Source organism: Pantoea sp. BL1 (genome assembly GCF_000963985.1).
GTDB lineage: Bacteria > Pseudomonadota > Gammaproteobacteria > Enterobacterales > Enterobacteriaceae > Pantoea > Pantoea rwandensis_B.
On record NZ_JZRH01000028.1, the window covers coordinates 23652 to 50443 of the forward strand.

The 26792-nt window shown below is 56.3% G+C and carries 19 protein-coding genes, 1 pseudogene and 1 riboswitch; of the genes and pseudogenes, 13 read left to right on the forward strand and 7 right to left on the reverse strand.

All coding sequences use genetic code 11. The features are described from left to right. Positions 1-156 precede the first annotated feature (156 nt). Entirely contained in the window at positions 157-594 is a 438-nt protein-coding gene (locus VH86_RS14000; RefSeq protein WP_034830445.1) for a 6,7-dimethyl-8-ribityllumazine synthase, read from the reverse strand. A 164-nt stretch (positions 595-758) separates the two neighbouring features. Next, a riboswitch (TPP riboswitch) is annotated at positions 759-878 on the forward strand. 115 nt (positions 879-993) lie between these two features. Here VH86_RS14000 and VH86_RS14005 point away from each other — a divergent pair. The 8 genes from VH86_RS14005 to fepB all read left to right on the forward strand — a co-directional run bounded on the left by VH86_RS14005 (position 994) and on the right by fepB (position 7341). Then, a complete protein-coding gene (locus VH86_RS14005) occupies positions 994-1938 on the forward strand; it encodes an FAD-dependent oxidoreductase (RefSeq protein WP_045833232.1) in 945 nt (314 codons plus the stop codon). Then, a complete protein-coding gene (thiS, locus tag VH86_RS14010) occupies positions 1922-2119 on the forward strand; it encodes a sulfur carrier protein ThiS (protein WP_045816121.1) in 198 nt (65 codons plus the stop codon). The genes VH86_RS14005 and thiS overlap by 17 nt, the downstream gene beginning before the upstream one ends. A gap of 3 nt (positions 2120-2122) precedes the next feature. Next, positions 2123-2881 (forward strand): thiazole synthase, encoded by a 759-nt coding sequence (locus VH86_RS14015; protein WP_045833233.1) that lies wholly within the window; start codon positions 2123-2125, stop codon positions 2879-2881. 9 nt (positions 2882-2890) lie between these two features. Beyond that, positions 2891-3856: a HesA/MoeB/ThiF family protein gene (locus tag VH86_RS14020; protein WP_045833234.1), complete on the forward strand. Its 966-nt coding sequence runs from the start codon at positions 2891-2893 to the stop codon at positions 3854-3856. Then, positions 3853-4566 carry an ABC transporter ATP-binding protein gene (locus VH86_RS14025; protein ID WP_045833235.1) on the forward strand — a complete coding sequence of 238 codons (714 nt, stop codon included), beginning with the start codon at positions 3853-3855 and terminating at the stop codon, positions 4564-4566. The genes VH86_RS14020 and VH86_RS14025 overlap by 4 nt, the downstream gene beginning before the upstream one ends. Then, the gene (locus VH86_RS14030; protein WP_045833236.1) at positions 4550-5284 is read left to right on the forward strand and encodes an ABC transporter permease; all 735 of its coding nucleotides are present in this window, start codon (positions 4550-4552) and stop codon (positions 5282-5284) included. Before VH86_RS14025 ends, VH86_RS14030 begins: the two co-directional genes overlap by 17 nt. A gap of 9 nt (positions 5285-5293) precedes the next feature. Further along, positions 5294-6229 carry an ABC transporter substrate-binding protein gene (locus VH86_RS14035; protein WP_045833237.1) on the forward strand — a complete coding sequence of 312 codons (936 nt, stop codon included), beginning with the start codon at positions 5294-5296 and terminating at the stop codon, positions 6227-6229. 152 nt (positions 6230-6381) lie between these two features. Further along, the gene (gene fepB / locus VH86_RS14040; RefSeq protein ID WP_045833317.1) at positions 6382-7341 is read left to right on the forward strand and encodes a Fe2+-enterobactin ABC transporter substrate-binding protein; all 960 of its coding nucleotides are present in this window, start codon (positions 6382-6384) and stop codon (positions 7339-7341) included. Between the two features lie 43 nt (positions 7342-7384). Here the strand turns inward: fepB and entS are convergent, their stop codons facing one another. The 4 genes from entS to fes form a co-directional block, all read right to left on the reverse strand. Continuing rightward, positions 7385-8641 carry an enterobactin transporter EntS gene (gene entS / locus VH86_RS14045; RefSeq protein WP_045833238.1) on the reverse strand — a complete coding sequence of 419 codons (1257 nt, stop codon included), beginning with the start codon at positions 8639-8641 and terminating at the stop codon, positions 7385-7387. 69 nt (positions 8642-8710) lie between these two features. Beyond that, a complete protein-coding gene (locus VH86_RS14050; protein ID WP_156150590.1) occupies positions 8711-17095 on the reverse strand; it encodes a non-ribosomal peptide synthetase in 8385 nt (2794 codons plus the stop codon). A 53-nt stretch (positions 17096-17148) separates the two neighbouring features. Continuing rightward, on the reverse strand, positions 17149-17370 hold the full coding sequence (locus tag VH86_RS14055; RefSeq protein ID WP_045833239.1) for an MbtH family protein: 222 nt from the start codon (positions 17368-17370) through the stop codon (positions 17149-17151). Continuing rightward, positions 17363-18718, reverse strand: coding sequence for an enterochelin esterase (fes, locus tag VH86_RS14060; protein WP_052696615.1), 1356 nt, complete (start codon positions 18716-18718; stop codon positions 17363-17365). Before fes ends, VH86_RS14055 begins: the two co-directional genes overlap by 8 nt. Positions 18719-18994: 276 nt before the next feature. Between fes and VH86_RS14065 the strand changes: the two genes are divergently transcribed. Together VH86_RS14065 and VH86_RS14070 are read left to right on the forward strand one after the other, a co-directional pair. Further along, a complete protein-coding gene (locus VH86_RS14065) occupies positions 18995-21184 on the forward strand; it encodes a TonB-dependent siderophore receptor (RefSeq protein WP_045833240.1) in 2190 nt (729 codons plus the stop codon). A gap of 185 nt (positions 21185-21369) precedes the next feature. Further along, entirely contained in the window at positions 21370-21828 is a 459-nt protein-coding gene (locus VH86_RS14070) for a hypothetical protein (protein WP_045833241.1), read from the forward strand. Between the two features lie 41 nt (positions 21829-21869). Here VH86_RS14070 and VH86_RS14075 read toward each other — a convergent pair whose 3' ends face one another. Both VH86_RS14075 and VH86_RS14080 read right to left on the reverse strand, forming a co-directional pair. Beyond that, positions 21870-22499: a LysE family translocator gene (locus VH86_RS14075; RefSeq protein WP_045833242.1), complete on the reverse strand. Its 630-nt coding sequence runs from the start codon at positions 22497-22499 to the stop codon at positions 21870-21872. Between the two features lie 75 nt (positions 22500-22574). Continuing rightward, the gene (locus VH86_RS14080) at positions 22575-23324 is read right to left on the reverse strand and encodes a YoaK family protein (RefSeq protein WP_045833243.1); all 750 of its coding nucleotides are present in this window, start codon (positions 23322-23324) and stop codon (positions 22575-22577) included. A gap of 218 nt (positions 23325-23542) precedes the next feature. Between VH86_RS14080 and VH86_RS14085 the strand changes: the two genes are divergently transcribed. From VH86_RS14085 to VH86_RS14095, 3 genes and pseudogenes are all read left to right on the forward strand, one after another. Continuing rightward, positions 23543-24445: a lipid kinase gene (locus VH86_RS14085; protein ID WP_045833244.1), complete on the forward strand. Its 903-nt coding sequence runs from the start codon at positions 23543-23545 to the stop codon at positions 24443-24445. A gap of 290 nt (positions 24446-24735) precedes the next feature. Continuing rightward, positions 24736-26637, forward strand: a complete 1902-nt coding sequence (locus VH86_RS14090; RefSeq protein ID WP_045833245.1) for an acyltransferase family protein — start codon at positions 24736-24738, stop codon at positions 26635-26637. Further along, a pseudogene (locus VH86_RS14095) lies at positions 26637-26789 on the forward strand (helix-turn-helix domain-containing protein); the annotation flags it as partial. The gene VH86_RS14090 and the pseudogene VH86_RS14095, both read left to right, overlap by 1 nt. Positions 26790-26792 lie beyond the last annotated feature (3 nt).

Sequence of the window (26792 nt, forward strand, 5' to 3'; positions counted from 1 at the left end):
CAAAAATTTACTTAAGTTGAAGTTGGACAGGAGAATAATGAAAGTGGCTTATGCGATTTTCGAAATAGCGTAGAACATATTGTTCTTAAGGGCAGGGGAGTATTATTGAGAGCAAAAACACTTCATCGCGAATAATGAAGTGTTCCTGAGAGAGAATTAATCAATCGACAAATTATGAATCGCCAGCGCAGCACGCGCGGCTTCTTTGCCTTTTTTGATAAAGTGTTCGGTGTAGAAGTTTTCCAGTACATCAACCGGCTGGAAATTATGTGGCGTCAGTGACACTGAGAATACAGGCACATTGGTTGTCAGCTGCACATTCATCAGGCCATCCACCACAGCGGCAGCCACGAAGTCGTGACGATAAATACCGCCATCAACCACCAGCGCCGCAGCAACGATCGCATCGTATTTGCCGGTTTCTGCTAAACGTTTTGCCAGCAGCGGCATTTCAAATGCACCGGGTACTTCCAGTACTTTTAATTCGGCTTCGACGTTCTGTGCTTTTAATTCTTGCTCAAAACCCACTAAAGCATTGTGCACAATTTCTTTGTGCCAACCGGCTTTAATAAAGGCAATTCTAATATTTTTCATAATGAGTCCAACATCACCTGTAATTTCTTTGCGCTTGAAAAGTAGCAATAATGCCTTTGTATACCATATGTTACGTTTTCGATCCAGAACGTGCACGTAGCGATAAATGCCTTTATCGCACAACGAAATCCACGCTTGACGCCGAACGGCGCCTGCAATACAAATAGACGCGTCGGGGGAGTCTCGCCAAAGAGACTGAGAGGCTAAAAGCGCAATGCGCGGCTTAGCGACCCTTTGAACCTGACCCAGTTGATACTGGCGTAGGAAGACTGACAGCGTATCCTGTACGTTGTCTGGCGCAGAGGATCGCTTGCGCCCTTTCCCTCCTCCTGTATCTGCGGGTCTCAGTCAACACTGAGAGGCCGATGTGAATTCCCTTGATATCCCGGATTACCTGCGGTGAGCCGCTGGACAGTATTAGGCTGCGGCGTAGCAGGCCTGTGCGTGGCCACGCTACTGGCGGAACGCGGTGAAGAAGTCGACGTCATTGGCGACGACTCCCGCCAACCTGCCTCCTGGTTTGCTGGCGGCATGCTGGCACCCTGGTGTGAATCTGAAAGTGCCCCGCAAGAAGTGATCGCTCTTGGACAGCATGCTGCGGCCTGGTGGCAACAGCGCGTCAGCAGTGTGGCGCATCAGGGAACGCTGGTGGTGGCACCGCCGCGCGATAGCCAGGAACTCAACCGTTTTGCGCGCATGACTGAACAGCATCACTGGGTCGATCCCGGTGATATTGAGCCGCTGCTGGCAGGCCGCTTTGCACGCGGGTTGTTTTTTGCCGAAGAAGCGCATCTTGACCCGCGTCTGGCGCTCACTGAATTGCGTGAAAAGCTGTTACAGCGCGGTGTGCGTTTCGATGCACAACAACCCTCTGGTCGGGTTATTGATTGTCGTGGCATGCATGCCAAAACCGATCTATCGCGCTTGCGTGCGGTGCGCGGTGAAATGGTGATTCTGCACAGCGATGAAGTGCACTTTTCGCGACCAATTCGCCTGCTGCATCCGCGCTTTCCCTGCTATCTGGTGCCGCGCCGCAATGGTCATTTCATGCTCGGTGCCACTATGGTGGAAAGCGACGATGCCAGCGCCATTAGCGCGCGCGCCATGATGGAACTGCTCAGCGCGGCCTACGCGATACATCCTGCCCTGGCGGAAGCCCGCGTGGTGGAAAGCGGCAGCGGACTCCGCCCGGCTTATCCGGCTAACCTGCCAGAAATCCATTATCAAAACGACACTTATTATCTTAACGGCATGTATCGCCATGGTTTTCTGCTGGCCCCCATGATGGCAGAACAGCTGATGCAGCGCCTTTTCGGGGAACAATCCTATGAACATTCAGCTTAACGGCCGGACGATCCGCACCGAGGCCAGCACGCTCAGCGAATTGCTGATCGAGCAGCAAATTGATGCCAGCTGCGTCGCCAGTGCGTTTAACGGCAACTTTGTGCCTAAAAGTCAGTACAGCAGCCAGCAGCTGGAAGAAGGCTGCCAGTTAGAAGTTTTATCGCCGATGCAGGGAGGTTGACGCATGTTTTACGATTTCACTCCCCAGTCACGTTTTCTGCTTGGCACCGCGGGCTACCCATCACCGGCGATTCTGCAACAGGCGATTGCCGCCTCTGGCACGGAAATCATCACCGTGAGTTTGCGCCGTGAAGGTGCGGCGGGCGCGGCTTTTCGCGAGCTGCTAACCGGGCTGGACATTCGCGTGCTACCGAACACCGCAGGCTGCCACACGGTGAAAGAGGCGGTGACCACCGCGCAGATGGCGCGCGAACTGTTTAATACCTCGTGGATCAAACTGGAGGTGATCGGCCATGCCGACACGCTCCAACCTGATCCTTTTGCGCTGGTTGAAGCGGCACGCATTCTCTGTGCGGACGGTTTTCAGGTCTTCCCGTACACCACCGAGGATCTGATCGTGGGTGAAAAGCTGCTGGAAGCCGGTTGCGAACTGCTCATGCCGTGGGGCGCGCCGATCGGTTCCGGGCAGGGGCTGCGCAACATTGAAGGACTACGCGCGATGCGGGCATGGTTCAGCGACATCCCGTTGATAATTGATGCAGGCATCGGTGCGCCATCACAGGCCGCACAGGCGATGGAGATGGGCTTCGATGGCATCCTGCTCAACACCGCTGTGGCCAAGGCGGGTGATCCGATTGCGATGGCGAATGGTTTCCGTTTGGCGATTGAAGCGGGGCAGGCCGCGCGCAGTGCTGGTTTGATGGAGAAACGGGATATGGCGGCAGCTTCAACACCGATCTTCGGTCTGGCGAGTTTGAGTTAAGGAGCCATCATGGAGCGCTATCAACGGCAGATGATGCTGCCGGAAATCGGTGTCGAAGGTCAGCAAAAATTGGCGGCTGCTCGGGTATGCGTGGTGGGCGCCGGCGGATTGGGCGCTACGTTACTGCCGCAGCTGGTTGGCGCAGGCGTCGGTTTTATCCGTCTGTGTGACGACGATGAGGTGGCCTTGCACAATCTTCATCGCCAGACGCTGTTTACGATGCAGGACATTGGTCACGGCAAAGCAGCGTGCGCGCAACAGGCGCTGTTGCAACGTAATCCCGAGGTGAAGATAGAGGTCGTGCCACGCGCTATTGGCGCCAGCGAGCTGCCGCACCTGCTAACGGATATCGATCTGGTGATTGATGCCGCTGATAATTTCGCGGTGACCTATCAACTCTCTGACGCCTGTCTGGCAACGCAGATTCCTTTGATCAGTGCATCAGTATTAGGTCGTCAGGGCTACGTCGGTGGCTTCTGCGGCAGCGCGCCGAGTTATCGGGCGCTGTTTCCCCGCTTACCCGCTTCCGCAGCCAACTGCAACACCGCAGGCGTGATGGGACCGGCGGTGGCGGCTTTGGGTGCAATGCAGGCTCAGATGGCACTGAGCGTACTGCTGGGTCTGCGACCTTCACCGCTTGGCAGCGTCATCAACTGTGACTTCATCAACTGGCATGTGAGCGCATTTCGTTTTGACGGTGCAGAAGAGCCAGAAAACAGCGTGCCCTTCATCAATGAGCAACTGCTGACGAAAGAGGATTGCATTGTCGAGTTGCGCAGTGTGGAAGAAGCCCCCGTCAGCGTGGCACACAACGTCGAACGCATTCTGCCGCAGGCCATAGCCGAATGGCAGCCGCCACAGGATCGACGCATTGTACTGGTCTGTGCCAGCGGAATTCGCGCGGCACAGGCGGCCTCTGAGTTGGAAGCGCGAGGGTTTACCCGTCTGGCGATGTTGGCGGCAAGGCGACCATGAATTCGATCGGATTTAATGACATCACCTTTAGCTGGGGTGAACAGGCGCTGTGCCAGCAACTCAATCTGCAACTGCGCGGCGGTAAAACCACGGTGCTGTTGGGGCGCAGCGGCATTGGGAAAAGCACCTTATTGCGGCTGGTGGCGGGTTTGTTGCAGCCACAGCAGGGCGAAATCAGTGGCTTACCGGGCAAGGTGGCGTGGATGGGGCAACAGGATCTGTTGTATCCGTGGCTGACGGTGCTGGAAAACGTGATGCTTTCCGCACGGCTCAACGGTGAAAAACCGGACCGCGCGCGTGCGTTGGCGCTGCTTGAGCAGGTGAAGCTGAGTGAGGTGGCGCAAGCCTCACCGGATAAGCTTTCAGGCGGGATGCGGCAGCGTGTCGCTCTGGCGCGTACACTGTATGCCCAACGCGAAGTGGTGCTGATGGATGAGCCCTTCGCCACGCTGGATGTGATGACCAAACTCAGTCTGCAAACCCTGACCGCCACGCTGCTCAAGGGCAAAACGGTACTGCTGGTTACGCACGATCCGCTCGAAGCCTGCCGAATGGCCGATGACATCGTGCTGTTGCATGGCCAGCCGTTAGCGGTTGAAAGCTGGCCGGTGCCTGCGGGTGATGCTCCCCGATCCCTTGATGACCCTCGCCTGTTACAGGCGCAGGGCGAACTCTTTTCCCGACTGAATCAAGATGAAAAAACTGTTTAGTGCGATCTATCTGATCGCGGTGCTGCTGTGTGGCTGGCTGCTGGCGCGGCACCATGGCGTGCCTGACTTTTTGCTGCCTTCGCCGCTGGCGGTGTTGGAGGCATTATGGCTGCATCGCCAGCTGCTGGCACATCACGCGTTGTTTACCCTGGCAGAGATTGTGCTGGCGCTGCTGCTTGGCGTTGGGACGGGCGTGATGCTGGCGGTTCTGATGGCGGGCAGCCAGACTCTGCGTCGCGTGTTGTTTCCGCTCGTGACCGCCAGCCAGGCGATTCCGGTGTTTGCGCTGGCGCCACTGCTGGTGCTGTGGCTGGGATTTGGCATCGCCTCCAAAGTGGTGGTCGCAGCATTAATCGTCTTCTTCCCGCTGTGTCTGTCGCTATTTGATGGCCTGTGCCGTACGCCTTCCGGCTGGCTGGAACTGGCGGGCACCCTGAATCCTTCACGTGCGCGGATTTTCTGGTACGTGCGCTGGCCCGCAGCGCTCCCGCAGTTCTTTTCCGGTTTGCAGATGGCGGTGGTGCTGGCCCCGATTGGGGTGGTGATTGGCGAATGGGTCGGTGCCAGCGAAGGGCTGGGCTATCTGATGATGCAATCCAACGCCCGGCTGGAAACGGCCACCAGCTTTGCTGCTTTGTTGCTGTTATTGATGCTGGCGCTGCTGCTCTCCGGCGGCGTCGCGATGCTGCGTAAAAAATTTCTCTGGCACTCAACATAAGGACGTCCCTTGAACACCCTACGTAACGCGATTACCGCTTTGCTGCTGCTGGCGACCACCAGCGCGCACGCCGAACAAAAAGTTCGCCTGCTGCTCGACTGGTTTGTGAACCCCAACCATGCAGCCATTTTTGCCGCGCAGTACAGCGGCGCTTTCAAGAAAGAAGGGCTGGATGTCGAGATGATCGCTCCGGCTGATTCGGCGTCGGTGCCGCTGCTGCTGGCGGCAGGCAAGGCCGATCTGGCAATCAGCTATCAGCCACAGCTTTATACGCTGGTAGACAAGGATGTTCCGGTGATCCGCGTGGGTACGCTGATTGGACAACCGCTGAATACGCTGACCACCGTGTCCGACGATATTCATTCGCTCAAGGATTTAGCCGGCAAAACGCTGGGCTATGCGGTGCCAGGATCGGAAGATGTGGCGATCCGCAACATGCTGAAATCGCAGGGAGTGGATGTTAATTCGGTGAAGTTGATCAGCCTGAATATGGATTCCACTTCGGCGCTGCTGACGCACAAAATCGATGGCGCGATGACCATTTTCCGCAATTACGAGCTGATCGATCTCCAGGATAAGGGCGCGAAGCCCGTCGTGTTTAAACCCGAAGATTACGGTGTGCCCGCTTATGATGAGCTGATTATTCTGGCGAACAACAAGAGCGCGGCGCAGGACAAGCGCATCCCCGCATTTTTACGCGGTCTGGATGCTGGCGTTGTGTGGCTGCGTGCGCATCCGGAAGAAGCCTGGAAGGCGTTTATCAAACAGTATCCTGAGCTGAACACCAAACTCAATCATCAGGCATGGGAAGCGACGCTGCCGCTGTTTGATGGGCACAGCGCCATCTTTGATAAAGCGCGCTATCAGGCGTTTGGTGAATACATGAAAGCCAACGGGCTGATCAAAGATGTGGCGCCGATGACACGTTATTCTTTGGAGCAGTAACCGGTGTGCGGGCTGGCTAATTTGCTGGCCCGCAATACATTTACCCATCACTAATCGCCCCCTTAATAACTCCTCGCCACCAAATCAACTTGCACCACATCGCCATTTTGATAATGATATCCATTCTCAATTATCAAGTGATGGATAACCTGATGCGTTTGCCCGTAATGGCCTTACTGCTTTGCCTCACCTCGCTGTTTAACCCCGCGCTTGCCGCTGAAGACTCAGCCCGCTGGCCACGCACAATACCCACACCGCAGGGCCCGTTCACTTTGCAACAGTCGCCACAGCGCATTGTTTCAACCAGCGTGACATTAAGCGGCACCCTACTGGCGATTAACGCGCCGCTGATTGGGTCGGGTGCCACCAGCCGCAACAGCAGCGTTTCCGATGCCCAGGGCTTCTTTACCCAATGGGGGGAGGTCGCCAAAGCCCGTCACGTCAAGCCGCTGTATGTTTCCCAGCCCAACGCAGAAGCGATAGCGGCGGAGGCACCAGACCTGATCGTCATCGCTGCCACGGGTGGAGACTCCGCGCTGAAACTCTACGATCAGCTGAAAACCATCGCGCCCGTGCTGGTGGTTGATTACGGCGATAAGAGCTGGCAGGCGCTGGCGTTGCAGCTGGGTCATATCACTGGCCACGAAGCGGAGGCGAAGCAGGTGATTGCAAAGTTTGACCAACGCGTTGAGTCGCTGCGCAGCAAAATTACCCTGCCGCCGCAGCCCACTTCAGCGATTGTTTATTACGAAGATGGTCGCGGGATGAATGTATGGACGCCGGCTTCGGCGCAGGGAGAGCTACTCAAGGCTCTGGGCTTCACGCTGGCGATGCCGCCTGCCAGTCTGCAGGGCAGTACCAGTATGGGCAAACGCAAAGACATCATCCAACTTAACGGCGAGACGATGGCGGATGGCGTTACCGGGAATACGCTGTTGCTATTTGCCGCCGATGATAAAACCGTGCCGCAGGTGGCGAAGAATCCGTTCCTCGCGTATTTACCCGCGGTGCAGCATCACGACATCTTTGCCATGGGTAACGACACTTTCCGCCTCGATTACTATAGCGCCAGCAACATGCTCAGCAGTATTGAGCGGCAGTTCGTGCACTAACAGGTAGCAATATACTCAACAGTATCGAACGACAGTTCGTACACTAAGCGGCAGCTTGCTCAGCGGCTGGAGGTTCATGATGCAGCTGTGCCGTGCGCAAACCGCGTACGGCCAGCGCGATCAGCAGCAGTAAACCTGCAGCCACGCCCCCAAACCACAGCACACTGTTGAGCGCGCTCAGCGCACGTGCCAATGCACCGAGTCCTAATGCACCCAGCGAATCGCCACTCACATCCTGCGCGGTGCCCAGACTGTTGACCCGACCCAGCAGAGCGTCCGGCGTGTGGTGCTGAATCAGGATGAATTGCAGCAGGGACGCGATGGCATTGCTGTAGCCATAAGCCACCAATGCCAGCAACGCCGGGATCAGTTGGCTGTAAAGACCCAGAGAAGCGATGCAGCCAAATGCCACCAACGCACTCACCAGCAACACCAGACCCGGTCGTGACAGCTGTCGCACCCAGCCACTGGTGAACGCGCCGATCATCGCACCGAGCGGCACGGCGGAGTACATTAACCCCAGCGCTGAGGCATCAACCTGCCACACCTGCGCCAGCGCCGGGAAAAGAATGCGCACCGCACCCACCATACTGAGTAGCAAACCCACCAGCACCGCAGCGCCCACCACATTGTGCCGACAGACAAATTGAATGCCGCTGGCGAGCGCGCGCAAAGGGTGTTCAGGCTCTTCCTGTTCAGGTTTCATCGCGGGCAGCCGCACCAGCGGGATCAGCGTCGCCAGCGTGCCGAGGGCGGCGACGGCAAACGCCCAGCCAACACCTGCCGCCACGATAATCATGCCACCCAGCGCCGGAGACAGGATCGCACCCAGCCGCACGGTTAACATGCTTAACGCACCGGCCTCCGCCAGATGCTCGCGTCCCACAATTAACGGAATCACCGCCATCAGCGCCGTCATGCCCAGTGCACCAAAAAAACCATCCCAGAAGGCGAGGAAATAGAGCGCCCACAATGAAGGGGCATGGCTAAACGCGTTCAGGCTCAGCAGCACAAAACCGATGCCACAGGTGCCACGCGCAAACAGGATCAGTTTGCGGCGATCGTAGCGATCTGCCAGCACCCCGCCGAGCAGCAGGCCAATAAACATGCCGATACCATCGAGCATCACGGCCACGCCAACCTGTAAGGTCGAGCCGGTCATGGCTTGAATCTGAACCGGTACACCCACTGCCAGCATGCCCAGCGCAAACACGGATAGCATGCGAGCGCAGAAGATGGCGCGAAACGCGGCGTTGTTTTTCAGCAGGCTGAAATCAAGAAAAATTGAAGGCTTAGCCATAAATATCCATTGTTAAAAACGAGCTGGGGCGCACATCAGCGCGCCCACATTCATTGGCCGAGGGCCGGGTTATAAGCGAGTCGCGGTCAGCAACCGGTTGATCAGCGGACCCAGCACTTTCAGCGAGGCCGCAGACAAAATGTCAGCGTGCTCACAATCCAGCGGCCAGATTTCCAGGTCTGAAACAAACGGTTTCCAGGTCGCAGGCACATCCATGTCGGCAGGCAGGGTTTTCTCTGCCATAAACAGCGTGGCTTTACCGGCATAACGCGGCGTACGCGCTTCCGCCAGCCGTGCAACAGCGTCCTTGTAGTTGGCGACGATGGTGCTAAACATCGCGGCTTTCTCAGCACGCAACAGGGGATCGCGCTCATCTTCGGTGGCGGCCATAAATTCGGCCTGTTCCCGTGCCACTTCCTGCTCTGCCTCTTCAGCATCGGGTGTGCGCCAGTCCTGTCCTTCGGCTGGGTAGGTATCCAGCAGACCAAGGAAGGCCACGCTCTCGCCGCTGGCCTGCAGACGCGCCGCAATGCCTTGTGCCAGCGTGCCGCCCAACGAGTAGCCCAACAGGAAGTAAGGCCCCTGTGGCTGGTGCTCGCGAATAGCGGCCAGATGGCGATCGCACATGGCTTCTACGCTGGCACAGGCTGCGATAACGCCCGCCGGGCGCGGTGATTGCAGCCCCACAATCGGGAAATCGCCGTCGAGATAGTGCAGCAGCGCGCTGTACTGCCAGGCGAAGCCCGATGCCGGATGGATGCAGAACAGCGTCGGACCCTGGCCGGCACGCAGTGGCAGCAACTCCCCGTTGCCGCTGCTGTCACTGACATCACCCGCCAGCAGTGCCGCCAGTTTCTCCACGCTGCGTGCGGCGATGATCTGCCCGACACTCACTGGCTGCGCTATACGGCGGCGTAGTTCTGCTGCCAGTCGCATCGCCAGCAGCGAATGACCGCCCAACGCAAAGAAGTCATCGTCGGCATACACCTGCTCACATCCCAGTAGCTGCTGGAACAGTTCTGCCAGCATCTGCTCGTGAGGCGTTTCCGGCAGACGGCCAGCCTGCGCGCTGCGTTGCGGCATCGGCAGTGCTTTACGATCCAATTTGCCGTTGGCACTGAGGGGCAAATCGTCCAGCAGCAAATAGCTCACCGGCTGCATGTGGGCGGGCAGGCGAGTGCTCAACTGCTGTTTTACCTGTTCGATGTCCAGTGCCACGCCAGGCTGAGCCACCAGCCAGCCGAGCAGCTGGCGATTATCGACACCCGCCGTCGCCTGTTGTGTCAAATTGCGTGCAGCCACGACTGCCTGCGCCACGCCCGGCAGTGCCACCAGCGCCTGCTCAATTTCACCCGGTTCGATACGTTGTCCACGCATCTTCAGCTGGTCGTCGCTGCGCCCGAAATACTCCACGGCGCCATCCTCGCGCCAGCAGGCGATATCACCGGTGCGGTACATACGTTCGCCATCGGCAAACGGAGCGGCAACAAAGCGCTGCGCGGTAAGATCGGCACGATGCAGATAGCCATCGGCAAGCTGGATGCCGCTGAGATAAAGATCGCCAGGCACGCCGACCGGCACCGGGCGCAGCAGATTATCGAGGATATGCAGTTGGGTGTTCCACACCGGGCGACCAATCGGCACGCCAGGGCCATTCAGGCCTTCGAGCGCGCTACCGCTGGCGGGTTGCCAGGTCACATCCACGGCCGCTTCGGTGGGGCCGTAAAGATTATGCAGCGGTGCCGCGATCACTTGCTGATAGCTGCGAGCCAGATCGCAGGCTAACGCTTCACCGCTGCAAAATACACGGCGTAGTGAGGCGCAGGCGCGATCGGTTTGCGCACTGACATGCCCGACAAAGGCGGCCAGCATTGATGGAACGAAATGCAGGGTGGTGACCTGATAATCGTCAATCAACTGCCACAATGCCTGCGGATCGCGATGGGCATCCGGGGGCGCCATCATCAGCTGTGCGCCGGTCATTAACGGCCAGAAGAACTCCCATACCGAAACATCAAAGCTGCACGGGGTTTTCTGCAACACCACGTCGTCGCTACGCAATGGATAGCTGGCTTGCATCCAGCGCAAGCGGTTAACGATGGCGCGCTGATTGACCACCACGCCTTTTGGCTGGCCGGTCGAACCTGAGGTGTAAAGCACATAAGCCGGTCGCTGCGCGTCGGGTTTAGGCAACGTATGACGCGCCACACTCTGCTCACTGGCAAGGCGATCGAACATCATCAGGGTGCCAAAGTTGGCGAATCGACTTTCCAGCGCCGATTCGGTGATCACCACCCACGGTCGTGCATCGTCCACCATGTACGCCAGACGCTCATCGGGATAACCAATATCCAGCGGCAACCAGGCCGCGCCTGCCTGCAAGATGGCGGTAAGGGCAATACTCAGACGAACCGAGCGCGGCAAGGCAACGGCAACGATATCGCCTGGCATCACGCCCGCTTCGATGAGTCGATCGGCCAGCAATGTGGCCTGATGCTGCATCTCGCGGTAGGTGAGTTGATGATCGACGTCGCTCAGCGCCAGCGCGTCCGGCGTGCGTGCGGCTTGCTGGGCGATGGCTTGTTGCAGAGTTTCATTCTCCAGTTGCACACCGGTGTTATTGACCCACTCGAGCAGCGATTGCTCGGCGAGGGTTTGTAAACGCCATTGCGTTAACGGCAGATCCGGTGTGGTGACCAGTTGTTGCAACAGCAGCAACAGGCGTTCAGCCAGACGATCGGCATCGGTGACACAGGCGCGATATTCCATCAACAGCGTTAGCTGTTCACCCGGCAGCACCAGAAGCGTCAACGGATAATGGGTGTAGCCACGGTTGTGGATCGCTTCACAGCGTACTCGCGCGTTGGCATCCTGTAACGATGGATTGTCAGGGTAGTTTTCCACCACCAGCAAGGTATCAAACAGGGTGCCTGCACCTGCCAGCTGTTGGATTTCAGCCAGTCCGAGGCAATCCTGTTCAATCAGCTGGATCTGCTGATTTTGATGCGCGGCTAACTGCTCCAGCAGCGGGCGCTGAGTATCAAACCGCACGCGCACCGGCAGCGTATTACTGAACAGACCGACATGTTGATCGATCCCTTCAATCTGGCCGAAACGACCGGAAACCGGCGCGCCAAACACCACGTCCTGCTGACCACTGGCAATCGACAATATCATGCCCCACAGGCCCTGCATCACGGTATTGAGGGTCAATCCGCGAGTGCGGCACAGCGCATAGAGTTCGCGCTCCAGCGTGGCATCCAGCGTAATGCGTTTTTCCTGCACAGCACTGTCGGCGGCATTGGGATACAGCAACGTGGGCCGCACGTCGCGCAGACATTCCTGCCACTGCTGGCGTGCCTGATGCACGTCACGCTGGCTAAGCTGGCGCACGATGTCGGCATAATGGGTGCGTTGGGCGGCCAGCGGCTGTTGACGCAACGCGCTAAGTAAATCGTTTAAAATTACCGGCGTTGACCAGCCATCCACCACCAGATGATGCGCATTCAGCAGCAGCGTCCAGCGTGCTTCAGGCTGATGAGGGATCAGCGTGGCCTGCAACATCACCGGCTGCTGGAAAAGATCCTGTGACAGCGCCTGGTGTTCAGCGGCGTCCATATCCCCGGCTTCCAGCACCTGCAGCGGCCAATGCAGATCGCCTTCCGGCAGCAACTGCAAGGGTTGCAGACTAAGTTCGCTGTCAAATCGGGCGGCGAGCTGCGGATGGCGCTTTAAGACCTGGTTGAGCGCCTGCTGCACGGATGCTACCGACACATCACCGCTGAGGGTTAATCGCGTCAGTGAGTTATAGCTGCCTTGCGCGCCACTGGTCTGCGCGTGGAACAGTAATCCTTTCTGCAACGGCAGCAGCGGCAAGACGTGGCTAAAGGCCCCGTGACGTGCGCGCAAGAGTTGCAGCAGCGCATCATCCACACCTTCAAGATTGATTTCCGCAGCGACCAGCGTGTTAGCGGCCTGCTGTGGCTGTTGCTCTGCGAAGTGGCAAAGCTGTTGTGCACCCAGAGCGATGGCCTGATGCAGTTGCTGAATCTGATCGGCATGCAAGACGCCCTCCGCCCAGCTCCAGTTCAGCGCCAGCTGCTGGTCATCAACAAACACGTTGAGTTCCAGTGCGTGCTGTAACGGCATAGCATCGTCCTGAATCACCGCAAAGGTGTCGCGGAACTGCTGCGCGGTGCGCTGAGGCTGCCAGTGACCAGCGGATTGAGTGAAGCGGCCGAGATAATTGAACAGCACCTGTGGCGCATGGTCGGCGGCCAGTTTCGCCAGCGTGATGCCACGGTGGGAATCCAGCCAGCGCAGTTGGCCATAACCGATGCCGCGATCCGGCACGGCACGCAGCGCAGATTTCACCGCGCGCACGCTGTCATTGAGGTCGGCCGAAGCAGGCAGGTCGAGCAGCAGAGGAAACTCCGCTGTCAGCCAGCCTACTGTTCGCGCCAGATCCTGATGATCGTGCAACTCGGCACGGCCGTGTGACTCCAGCGTCACGCGTTGTAACGCACTGCCGTTCATGCTGCGCAGCGCCAGTGAGAGCAGAGTCAGCAGTAACTCTTCGCTGGTGGCGCGGAACTGCTGCGGCAGGGTATGCATTAAGGCGGTGCTGGTGGGCGCATCCAGCAGAGTGCGCTGATGCAAGGCGCGTTCATGACCGTTTAAGGCACGCTCACCCAGTGCAGGCAACGGTTGCTCCAGCATGCGTTGCCAGAACCGCATTTCGCTGGCGCGTGAGGCCAGGTTGGCCAGCAGCGTAGCGGACCAGTCATGCAGCGAGGTCTCTTCAGCGGGTAAGGTGATCGGCGCGCCGCTCAGCAGTGCATCACCGGCCTGTTGCAGTTCATCCAGCAATACGCGCCATGACACGCCATCCACCACCAGATGGTGCAACGTTAACACCAATCCGCAGCTTGCACCTTGTGTCTGAAGCAGGGTCGCCTGTAGCAATGATCCTGTCGCCGGATCGAGGCGTGCTGCATCGTCACGGAAGACCTGATCGGCGGCCTGGTCACGGGCTGTCACTTCGATAACGCGACAACGCGCAGGGCGCGCAGAGAGCGGTTCGCCCACCACTAACTGATTATCATGTGTGAAGGCGTTGAGGGCTGGATGTGTGCTGGCAAGCTGTTCAATCAGCTGTTCCAGCTGCGCGAGTTGCAGCTCTGGCGGCACGGACAGCAGCACGCCGTGGGCGAAGCGGGCATTGATGCCTGCTTGCGCATTGAACCAGTGCAGAATCGGCAATCCGCCAATCGTCCCCTGTTGTGACACACGAGCATGTTGAGAGTGCTGTGCCAGCGGGGCTAAATCTTGTGCCATGCGTGCGGCGGTACGTTCGGCAAAAATGTCTCGCGGGCGCAGCATATAACCTGCGCGGCGAGCGGCGGTGCTGAGGCCCATCGCCGAAATGCTGTCTCCACCGAGTGAGAAGAAGTCATCCTCCGCGCCGACGCTCTCCAATCCGAGCAGGCTGGCCATCGCCTGGCAAATCAACGTTTCCTGCGGGGTGCGCGCAGCGCGGCTTTGCTGTTGCTGAGCCTGCTGTGGTTTCGGCAGTGCCTGGCGGTCGATTTTGCCATTCACATTCAGTGGTAGGTCATCCAGCACCATCAGCACGGCTGGCAGCATATAGTCCGGCAACTGGGTACCCAGCTGCGCCAGCAAGCGGGTGCTGAGTTGCGGATCGGCGCGCAGGGCATCATCCTGTACCGAGCAGTAGCCAATCAGACGGTGAGTGGCGCCCATCACTTCGGCAATCACCACTGCGGTACTCACTTCGGGCAGTGCCACTAGTGCGTTTTCAATTTCACCCAGTTCGACGCGGAACCCGCGCACTTTGATCTGGTGATCCACCCGCCCGATAAACGCCAGTTGACCATCCTGACGCCAGCGCATCACATCACCGCTGCGGTACATCACCTCGCCTTCACGGAAGGGGTTAGCGACAAAGCGGGCGGCAGTCAGATCCGGGCGGCGCAGATATCCGCGCGCGATGCCCGTTCCGGAAATATAGAGTTCGCCGGTGCAGCCAATCGGTACCGGCCGCAGTTGGCTGTCGAGCAGATAAACCTGGCTGTTGCCCACCGGACGACCAATTACCGGCTGCGGTGAAGCCAGCACGCTGGCACCGAGGGTATCTATGGTGTACTCAGACGGGCCGTAATAGTTGTGGATTTCCATCTGCTGCTGTTGCTGCATCAGTTTCCACAACGTCGGCGTGGCGGCTTCACCGCCGATCATGACAAAAGCAGGGCGATGGTTTTCCGCTTCCAGCAATCCGCTGTCGATCATCTGAGAGAAGAATGACGGTGTGATGTCCAGCAGATCGACCGGCACCGCGTTCATCTGCTGAATCAAACCCCAGGCATCGCGACGCAGTTCTTCGTCGAAGATATTCAGCTCGCAGCCCATCAGCATGCAGAACAGCGGCTCCCACGAAGAGTCGAATGAGAACGACGCGGTATGGCCGGCGCGCATCCGGCGCGGGTTGCTGGCGTGGAAGCGGTCAATCGCCGGTCCAAACAGATGTTCGCGATGTGACAGGAACAGATTCAGTAATCCCTGATGTGTGCTCATCACGCCTTTTGGCCGGCCGGTTGAACCGGAGGTGTAAATCATATAAGCGAGATCGACACCGCACAACGCGGTGTGCGGCACACTCGACGGCTGTGCCGCCAGTTCACTCTCCAGCTGATCGATGCACAGCGCGGGAAGTGTCGGCATCTGCGCCAGTGTCGCGGAGTGGGTCAGCAATAATACGGGTTGAGCATCGTCGCACATCAGTGCCAGACGTTCGCGTGGATAATCGAGATCCAGCGGCATGTAAGCCGCGCCGCTCGCCAGTACGCCGAAGATCGCAACCAGCGAATCTACCGAGCGCGGAATGCCAATCGCCACTACGTCGTCCGCTCGCAGGCCACGCGCAATCAGTACATGCGCCAGTTGCATGGCGCGATTGGTGAGTTGGCGGTAGGTCAGCGACTGTGCGCCACAGACGACCGCCGTCTGGTCAGCGCTTTGCGCCGTGCGTTGCAGCAGCATATCCACGATGGTGGTCGCGCCCGCAGGCAGAGTGAATTCCGGGCCAGTGGACCAGCGCTGCAAATCAGCCTGTTCGTCTGGGGCAATGATCGACAGCGTATCCAGGCTGATTTGTGGTTGCGCGGCGAACTGCGTGAGCAGATGACGAATGCGATTGGCGTGACGCTGTAACATTTGCGTGTCGTAGCGCCCTGGGTTTGCCACCAGCGTTAACTGTAAAGCCCCCTCGCGGAAGCCCACTTCAAACTCGATATCGTCAACCGGTCCCATGGCCAGAGTATGAGTTGCCGACGGAATGCCATCGAATTGCAGTTCATCATGATAGACCTTGACGTTAATCACCGGTCCGTAAAGCTGTTGGTTGCTGCCGACCAAACCCAGATCGCGACGGAGTTGCTCTGCTTCATAGCGCTGGTGGCGGCGTGCTTTACGGATTTCCGCCTGCACCTGCTGCACCAGCGTGGCTAAATCGCTCTGATGAGGAATGTCGAAGATCAGCGGCAGGACGTTGACCACGGGACCCAACGCCGTCAGCGCCGCTGAACCCATGCGGCGCATAAAGGGAAAGCCAATCGACAAGCGCGGGCTGTCGCTGATGCGCGCCAGATAAGCCAGCAGCAGGGCACTGACGATATCGCCTTCGCTGCAATCCTGGAATGCAGCGTGCTGACGCAACGTTGCCAACTCTGGCAGTGCGACGTGGCAGCTGATGGGACGATCGCCAGCACCCGGTACGCTTTCACAGGAGAGGGTTAAGGTCTCGGGCAGTTCAGTCGCATAGCTCTGCCAGTGGCTGGCGGAGCGGGTAAACGCCGGGGATGCCTGCCACTGTTGATACTCATCAATGACTTCGCTAAATGGCGTGAAGGGTGAAGGCGAAGGTTCTTCGCCACGGCACAGTTCGGCATAGATGGCCGCCACACGTTGCGTCAGCGCCTCGAAACTAAACCCATCGACCAGCAAATGGTGATAGCGCTGATACCACCACCAGCTACCATCACCCACGCGCATTAATACGTGGCGATAGAGCGGTTTATCGCCGTCAGCCGCCAGGTCAGCACGCAGATCGGCCTGCATGAGTTTATGTGCCTGACCGGTGGCGTCCGCGCGCTGGCTGAAGTCGTGCCACTCCGGCAGCACCAGAACCTGCGCATCAAACCACTGCGCGGGATCACCGTTTTCATCGAGGCCAAAGCGTGCCTGCACGGTGTCGGCTTCTGCCATCGTCTGGCGGATGGCGCTGTCCAACGCCGCGCGGTTAATGTCGCCGTGCAGCACGCTGTAGTGCGCCACGGTAAATTGATTGCGCTGCTGCGCAATAGCGTCCGCGATCCAGATGCCGGGCTGAGCCGCCACCAAAGGATACGCAGGTGAATGCGTGATTATCGATGCCAAAGGAATGTTCCCGTCTAAAAAATCAAAAAAAGGAAAAGTCAAAAAACGAAAAATTAATGTGCGCTGGACGACGTCTGTTGCGTCGCTGGTCGCATGTCTTGCCAGTGTGTTTCGATGTACTCAATCGCTGCGGCACGCGGTAGCGGACCCGCCACGTTTTGCCAGCCCGCAGGCACCAGGGCAAATGCGGGCCACAGGCTGTACTGCTGGCGCGCATTGATCAGCACCAGAAAATCGAGCGCATCGTTATCAAACGGATTTTGTTGTTCAGACATGGTGGTTACCTTTTGAGGTTGGGTCAGAGAGAAGATCGGCCAGCAACCAGCGGCAGCCGTCGATCAAGCCGCCGCGCCAGCACAGCGCGTCGTGCCCTCCGGCGTAGCAGCGGAAAAAGAGTTCATGGCCTGCGGCTTCCAGCGCGGGACGTATTTGCTGGTTAACGAACAGCATGTCCTGCTCACGATCGCCGACTTCCTGGAAAATCTTCAGTTGTCCAGCGGGCAGGGCATTGTTCTGCAAACGCTGCAACAGCAGACCCGGCGCATGCTGTTCACGGTTGGCGTAATCGCGGATGTATTGCAGGTGCGGCCACCAGAAAGAGCCAGATTGTGTGAGGATGCGGCCAAAACGCTGCGGCCAATGTAGACCGGCATACAGCGCGGCGAGGCCTCCGTAGCTTTGACCCGCCACCAGTGTGCGGCTGCCATCGCTGCTGAACGCCGCATGCTGGCGTGCGAGTGGCAACAGTTCTTGTTGTACCGCCAGCCAGAAGGTTTCGTTGCAGGGCAGTTCAACCTCGCGATGCTGGCTGTCGATCACGTCGATAAATAACCAGCAGGCAGGCGGCAGCTCATCCGCATCAGTAACCTGATCGAGGGCGCTGAAAATCGGCTGTCCGTATACCCAGTTTTGCCCATCCAGCAGAATTGCCAGCGGGCGCTGGTCCGGTTGTGCGGTCTTTCCGGTGGTGTAAAGCCAAACGTGACGCGTGACGTTGAGCAGATCGCTGTGCCACTGCAAGGTTTGCAGACCATCCGGCCAGGTGTCGGCCAATCCGGCATCCAGCGGTTGCCAGGCGGATTGATCCGTCGCGTCGGGCATATGCGCATTACTCAACGCAAAACGGCGGCTACTCAGAAATGGGGGCGAAGGATTCAGCGTATCGGGGATCGCCAGCGGCATCAGCGATATCCACCACTTGCGTTGGAGTACCCGACAGGATTCGTCACTGCCGCAGAACAGCGGGGGCAAATGCTCAGCGGTCACCGGGATCAGACTGTAGCTGCCGCGCCAGTCAGATTCGATAGGCGTCGACCAATGCCAGACATCACTATGACCGATGCGAACAAGGGATTCAGGCGCCTGGCTGTGATGATCGGTTACGCCGTTTATATCGATATAGACCTTTTTGGTAGACGATAGCTCGGAACGGCCTTCCGGATCGCGCCAGAAAAAATGCATACGGGTTTCGCCGCCTGCCTGGTGCTCAATCACCGGCGTACCCACGGATTGAAGCCGCTCCCACCAGTGGTGACTGCCTAAATCATCAAGCTGTAACCATTGGGTGACGGTTCCGGTTGGCAACTCGTTTTGCGTCATTTGCTCTGCATCACTGAGAAACATCCTGCAATCTCTCTCCACATTTTCTTCAAAGACTTTACATTAACAAACGTAATGCAAATGCTATTGATAACGATTTACATTTGCAATATTATTTTTGCGCCGAATAAATCCCCTATTTTTCAGATGATTATTCTGAAGTTGATGTTGAAGGGGGATTCAGGACCGCGTTTCGCGAGAGGAAGTTATATTTCAATCCGTTACAGCTTTCGCCGTTGGGTGGAGGGGAGTGGACGGATTATTTCATCGACAAGGCAGTTTGAAATAGAGATGGCAACTATGTCCGTTAAAGCAAAAAATTTAGCAATACCTGCTGTGGCACTTCCGTTCAGATTCTCCCGTCTTCACCTTTCACTGGCCTCAATTCTGCTGGTGGCACCTGCCACCTTCAGCGTCGCGGCAGAAGAGACCATTACCGTGAATGCGGATACGCGTGAAAGCGTGACGTCTCCGCTACAAGGCTATGTGGCGAAAGAGAGTGCTGCGGGTACCAAAACCTCTACGCCACTGCGTAAAACTCCGCAATCGATTTCGGTGATTACGCGTCAGCAGATGGACGATCAGGCAGCACCGTCGGTAGCGGATGCATTGAGTTACACCAGCGGCGTACTGACCAACTACCGTGGTAACTCGAACCGTAACGATGAGATCATCGCGCGCGGTTTCCGCTATGCACCGAAATTCCTCGATGGATTGAGCTATGGCTTATCCGGCCAGGCTGGCGCGGCAGGGCAGATCGACCCGTGGTTGCTGGAGCGTGTGGAGATGATTCATGGCCCTGCGTCGGTGTTGTATGGCCAGGTGAACCCCGGCGGCATCATTGCGATGACCAGCAAACGCCCGACTGCGCAGAGCATTCATAAAGTTCAGCTCAGCACCGGTAATCAGCATCTGGGCGAAGCGGCGTTTGATTTCGGCGGCAAACTGAATGACGACAACACGCTGTTTTATCGTCTTAACGGTATCGCCAGCACCAAGCATGAGTTCGTGAAAGATAACAAACAGCAGCGCATGGCGATTGCCCCCGCGCTGACGTGGCTACCAAACGCGGACACCAGTTTCACCTTGCTGACGATGTATCAGAACGAGCCAAAGGCCGGATATCGTAACTTCCTGCCTGCCAATGGCACGCTGTTTAACACCAGCGCGGGCTACATTCCTTACGATTTCAACGTCAGCGATCCGAGCTTTAACGAAGCGAAACGCGAGCAGACTTCTGTTGGCTATATCTTCGAGCATAACTTTAACGACAACATCAGCTTCACGCAGAATATGCGTTACAGCAACATGGATGAGTCGTACAAATATCTGGTCTATACCTTCGATGTGGATGGCAGTGACCATCAGATCAACCGTCGTCCACAGCATGATAAAATCAAGTCCAAAGAACTGGGCATTGATAACCAGGTTAAAGCGACGTTCGATACCGGCAACGTTGCGCATACCATGCTGGGCGGGCTGGATTACAAATGGAGCGATGTCGACAACAAACTGTGGCGCGACAGCGGTGACCAGTACATTCTCGACTGGGCGAATCCGACCAGCGTGACAATCAATGAGAGCGATCTGGCCTTGAACACCAGCACGCGCAAAAAGCTCGATCAGGTTGGCGTGTATCTGCAGGACCAGCTGGAATGGAATCAATGGAATCTGCTGCTGTCCGGTCGCCAGGACTGGTCAGAAGTGCGTTCGCAGGACCGCATTGAGAACAGCACCACCCAGCAGAATGATAGCAAGTTCACCGGCCGTGCTGGCCTGCTGTATGCTTTCGATAATGGCCTGTCGCCGTATATCAGCTATAGCACCTCGTTCGAACCGAATCTGAGCACCGGTGCACCGGGTAGCGATCCGTTCGCACCGACCACGGGCGAGCAGACCGAAATCGGTATCAAGTATCAGCCTGTGGGTTGGGATGCGGTGTTTACCGTTTCCGCGTTTGATATCACGCAGAAAAACATCACTACTTACAACAGCGATCTGGGCTACAACGAGCAGATCGGTAAGGTGAAGTCCAAAGGTATTGAGACAGAAGCGCACGCGCAGATCACCCCGGAGATTAAGGTGATGGCGGCGTATACCTTTACCGATGCGGAAACCAAAGAGAGCAACACCGCGGCACAGGTCGGCAAAACGCCTGCCAGTATTCCGCGCCATGCTGCTTCGGCCTGGGGCAGCTACAGCTTCCTGGACGGCGTGCTGAACGGTTTGACGCTCGGCAGCGGTGTGCGTTATACCGGCACGGCCTGGGCGGATTCCACCGGTCAGGACAAGGTTCCGCATTACACGCTGTATGACGTGATGGCGAAGTATGAGCTGGGCGAAGCGGCTAACTCACTGCGTGGCACCACGCTGCAGCTGAACGTGAACAATGTGGCCGATAAGCACTATGTTGCATCCTGCAGCAACACCAGCGCGTGCTTCTACGGCAGCGGTCGTTCGATTGTGGCGTCTGTTAGCTACAGCTGGTAATCACTCTCAGGCAGGGCGTCCTTCCGGGCGCCCTCAATTTACCCATTTGCATTCCGTGCTGCTTTTCCCCGGTTGAAACACATCGAGACAGGTTTTCGGAAAATACTGGATTTGTGTGACTGTCATCACTCCGCGAGGCACGCTAAAATAATTGCTTCTCATTTAGCAAAAGGTTTTTCGTCACGATGTTTTCGCGTTTCACTCTGGCCGCTTTGACGGCCGCACTCATGCTTACCGGTTGTGCACGCCACGCCGCAGATAGCAACGCTACCGCGCAAGCTGACGCTCCAGCTGCTGCCCCCATCGAGAATGACAACATTCCTTCCCAGTTTGATAGCGGCCCGACCGTGATCAACGTTTCCCATCTGATCACGCGTACCGATGACGGGTCTTCCGTTTACGTGACGGTAGATGGTCAGGATGCCGGGCTGCTGCAAAAAGGCGAGAATAAAGAGATCCGCGTGAGTGAAGGTAAACACCAGGTCGGTGGTTACGTGCAGACGCTGTTCGGTTTTGGCAAGGTGACCATTGCATCGGTGGATGTGACCACCGACACTAAAGGCCCGAAGAACGTGGTCTATTCGGTGACACGTCAGAAGCCGACCTTTAGCGAAACCCAGGCCGCTACGCCTAACAACTCCTGATGAATTGCAAGCGGTGCTGCGCTTGCCAGCACCGCTTCCGGTTAACTCCGGCTAAAAACCAGTTTCAAACCCGCAACGGCGAAGCAGCACGCCAACAGCGCATCCAACCCACGGCGGATACGGCGATAAAATGCTGCCATGATCGCAGTGGAGAACAGCAGGGCATAGCCGCAAAACACCAGCACGCAGATCGTGGCACAACCGGCGATGATCATCGGTAAGGTTGAAGTCGCAGCATCCGGTTTCAGTGCCACCGACATGATCGCCACCCAGGTGAGAATCGCCTTGGGATTGCCGACGTGCATCAAAATACCCTGACGAAACAGCCTGACAAAAGTGACTTTGTCGCCGCTGGCGCTGAATTCATTCGCATCAGGACGACGTAATGCCGATTTACCCGCCTTATAGGCCAGCCACAGCAGATATAAGCCACCGCCGATTTTCAGCACAATCAATAGTTGAGCAAAGGTTGCCAGTACGGTTAACACGCCGCAGGCTGCCAGCAGTGCCCACATCATCGAACCGCTGATCACACCACTAGCCAGCGCCAGTGCGGCACCGCGTCCTTTCTTCATTGCCGTGCCCATAATCGCCATATTGCTCGGGCCAGGGCTGGCGGTGGCAACAAAATAGGTGGTGTAGATCAGAATCAATTCGTGTGAAAGCGCCATGTCGTCCTCTGCGATAAGATTGTCCTGCTTTTGTTATATCGCCTGCATCGCAGAATGACTACTGCTGATTCTGTATTAAGAAAGGATCGCTTTGGCGTAGCTGCGACTTTTCACTTTATAAAGCGTGAAAACAATCGAAAGCGTGGCAATCACTACCAGAATTAATCCGGGGCCAATCAGCGATCCGAAGCCTAAAGCATTGAAGATTAGCAGGCCGACAATGCCACCGGTCAGGAAGGAGAAAATGGTCACCAGATGGGTGTTCAGTTGCTGCTTAAAGGCACGGATATTTTTCGAGGGATCGCGGCGCAATAAGGCGACAAATACCGAACCGATAGAGATACCTGCATCGGTTAGGGTGCCGGTAATATGGGTGGATCGTACGCGACCATTGGAAAGTTGCGTCGAGGTAGAATTGTGCACACCCATCAAAAAGGCCAATAGCAGCAATATTTCGCCGTTATTATTTGATGAGAAATAATAGATCTCGAACAGCGAAGTCAATATTAACAGCACGCCTTCCACCAGTAAAATGCAGCTAAATATGGTGCGCAGCCCATTAATCACCCCAAGCACCACTGAAATCCTTGCCACCACCGCGCCGGTAACAAAGGCACCAATCATAGCGATGAAGACTTTAAGATTACGAATGTCCATCTCGTTCAAATCGCTGGAGATTTGTGCAATGTTGCCGGACATGTGTGAGGGAAAGAAGCCGAAGGCGGCTAACGCCATGGCGTTTAATAATCCCGCTGATGTGGCCAGGCACAGGGCGAGATTACGATCTTCAACGTGTGTTCTGGTGCGCTTCAGTTTTATCAGCATAATTCACCCCTGCTCATTGAGAGTATTGTGATAACGCAATGCGTCAAATCCAGTGTTCGCCAGTGAATAAGTGAAGCACAAAAATCTTAAGAGGATCTTAATTACTTTTAGATATAGAAAAATCCTATTATGGGTGTAAAGATATCTAAGGAAGATTGCCAGTTTCGTTATCTCTGTTTACTTTCGCGTGATGCATTTAATTTCAGGGAAATATCGAAATGACCAATCCTGGTGCTCAACCTGAGCAGCGGCGCGCGCTCCTACTGGTCAATCGTCGGGCACGCCGTGGTGCACAGTGGGCGAATCTGGCACATCAACTATTAACGGCAGCAGGCTTTTCCCTGATTACACCGCACGAAGAGGATGAACGCAGTTACGGTGAATTGATTCTGGCGCATCAGCATCAAGTGGATGTGGTGATAGTCGGCGGCGGCGATGGCACGCTGAATGCGGCAGCACCAGGATTGATGCAATCCCGCTTGCCGCTGGGCATTTTGCCGCTCGGCACGGCCAATGATTTTGCCCGTACCTTGGGCATTCCTTTCAATCTGGATGCAGCGATCAACATCATTGTCGCAGGACACACGCGGCGTATCGATCTGGGTGAAGTCAACGGCCATCTGTTTTTAAACGTGTCCAGCGTAGGGTTTTCTGCCAGCCTGGCACGCAATCTCACCGCAGCAGCCAAGAAAAAGTGGGGCACCGCGGGTTATGCGCTTGCTGCTTTACGCCTGCTGCGGCAAAGCCGTCCATTTAGCGCCATGCTGCATTATGCTGGCCAGCAGGAAGCCATTAAAACGGTGCAATTTTCAGTTGGCAATGGCCGCTTTTACGGCGGTGGGATGACGATAGAGAAGGACGCGGCACCCGATGATGGTCGTCTGGATGCTTATAGCCTGGAAGTGCGTCACTGGTGGCAAATTCTGGCGCTCTTTCCCTCTCTGCGTCGTGGTACGCATGGTCGCTGGGGCAGCGTGCGTACGTTGAGCGGCACCCAATTTAGCCTGCATACCCGGCGTCCGCATGACATTAATGCTGATGGGGAAATTATTGGTCGCACACCTGCACATTATCGTTTAATCAAAGGTGCCATTGCGGTATTAGCACCCGATAAAACTTAATGGCTCACTATTTTGGAACGTTAATATCGACTGATGGGAGTGTGCCACTATTCTGAATATCCTGATCTCATTTCATTTAAGTTAATAATGATTTCGTAAAGCTGTTCCTGTTTGCGCGTCTGACAACCTGATGATTATTCGAGGGGGAATTACATGACCTTAAGATAAATCATCGGGTGTACAGTTCCATTTCTTGGGTCATGGACATGTAATTACAGAGATTTCATCGATTGCTGAGTCTTTTCACAATCTTTACATTATCCTGAAAACCTCTTTCACGGATCATTCCCATGACTTTCCGCTCTGACATTAACGGGCTGCGTGCCTATGCGGTGATGTTAGTCCTCCTCTATCACTTTGGTTTTACTCATGTGAGCGGGGGATTCCTCGGCGTTGATGTGTTCTTTGTTATTTCTGGCTATTTAATGACGAGTATTATTCTGTCACGACTTAAAAATCAGAAATTTTCGCTGATGGCATTTTATGCGGCGCGCTGTAGACGCATTATCCCGCCATTAATGGTGCTGTGCGCAATAATAATGCTGATGGGTTATTTTTTGATGCCGCCCGCGGAGTATCAGCGCATGGCGGAGCACGCGGTTTCCAGCCTTAGTTTTATCTCTAATGTGGTCTATTTCAAACAGGGCGGTTATTTTGATACCGGTTCGGTGTATAAATGGCTGCTGCATACCTGGTCATTAAGCGTTGAGTGGCAGTTTTATTTATTATTACCTCTGGCATTAATGTTTACCGCACGTTTCTTGCGTCAGCAATTTGCCTGGGCGATGGGTATCGCTGCGCTGTTGTCGTTTGGATTAGTACTGGCGATGGTCGCCACTGATTATCATCTCACCGCCACTTATTATTTGTTGCCCACCCGCGCGTGGGAGATGCTGGTTGGCGGATTAGTGTATCTGGCACCTAAAACCCAACTGAGCGAGCAGGGTTGGGTTCCGCCAGTCAGTATTTTGTCACTGATATTATGTGCGTTAATGTTTGATGAAAACATCGCCTGGCCTGGTATCATGACGCTGATACCGGTGATGTTCACCGCGTTGATTCTTCACGCGGGGGTACAGAACAGTCGGTGGTTAAATCATCGCGTCGTGCAGCACATCGGCAAAACGTCTTACTCGATCTATTTATGGCATTGGCCCTTGTGGGTGTTCTGGCATCTGGCGGACTGGCCGGTCACGTTTGTCAGCCTGCTGGTGCTGATCCTGCTGTCACTGGCTGCTGGTTGGGCTTCTTACGTCTGGGTTGAGAACAGGCAAAGCTGGTTCAGCCGGAAAACCTATATCGCGCTAGTACAGGCTGCTGTGGTGATGTTGTTCGGGGTGACGATCGTAGCGAGGGCGGGAATCCCTTCACGTGCGCCCGCAGTGGTGGCCTCAATCGATCACTATTCGCAGCAACGTTTTACGCTGGCTAAAAATTGCTTTGTGCTCAGCGGCATCACATCACCACAGTGCGTGTTTGGCGATGCCAGTCGGGTGAATCTGGTGGTACTGGGTGATAGCCACGCCGCCGCTATGTTGTCCTCGATTGTGGATAGCGCCAGTACGCAGGATGGCGTGGTATTCATCGCACAGTCTGGTTGCCCTTCGGTCCCGGATATTCAACGCAGCGCCAGCCCTGATTGCGGTCGCTTTGTGAAGACGGCGATGGCTGATATCGAACGCAAGTATCCCAAGGCATCGGTATTGATCATCAATCGCATGTCGTTTTATCTGCACGGCGAGTATGGCAACGGCAGCAGCGCACCCACCTACAGTTTCAGGCAGGACGGCAGTTCCATCGCCGCCTATCAACGGCATTTTGGTGCCGCAGTGAAACAACTCGCCAGCCATCACCGAGTCTTTATCATGACGCCGGTGCCGGAATTTGGTTATGACGTCATTTATCGCATGTCACGCGATGCGATGCGTGGCAAAGCGCTGACCATTCAGCAATCTCGTGCCGACTATCAAGCACGGCATCAGGACGCGCTGGCAATGCTCAACAATATCGCGGCGCTTTCGCCCAACGTTACCTTGCTGGATGCCACGCAGGGGTTATGTGACAGCCGTTTCTGCTACGGAGCGAGGGAGAATGCGCCGCTGTATCGAGACGATAACCACCTTTCGGAAGTGGGAAACAAAAGTCTGAGCGGAGTGTTTGCAGGGATGTGGGGGATGATTGAGGGGAGGTGATGGGTATCGCCCAACGGTCGGTTGCTGCAATTGAAGCGCGTGGCGAAGACCTGAAAATTGCCACTTTAAAGCGTTATGTTGAGGCGCTGGGCGGGCAATTAACGATTGGCGTGAATATGCCTGGCGGCCAGCACGTGGATTTCGCGCTTTAAGCA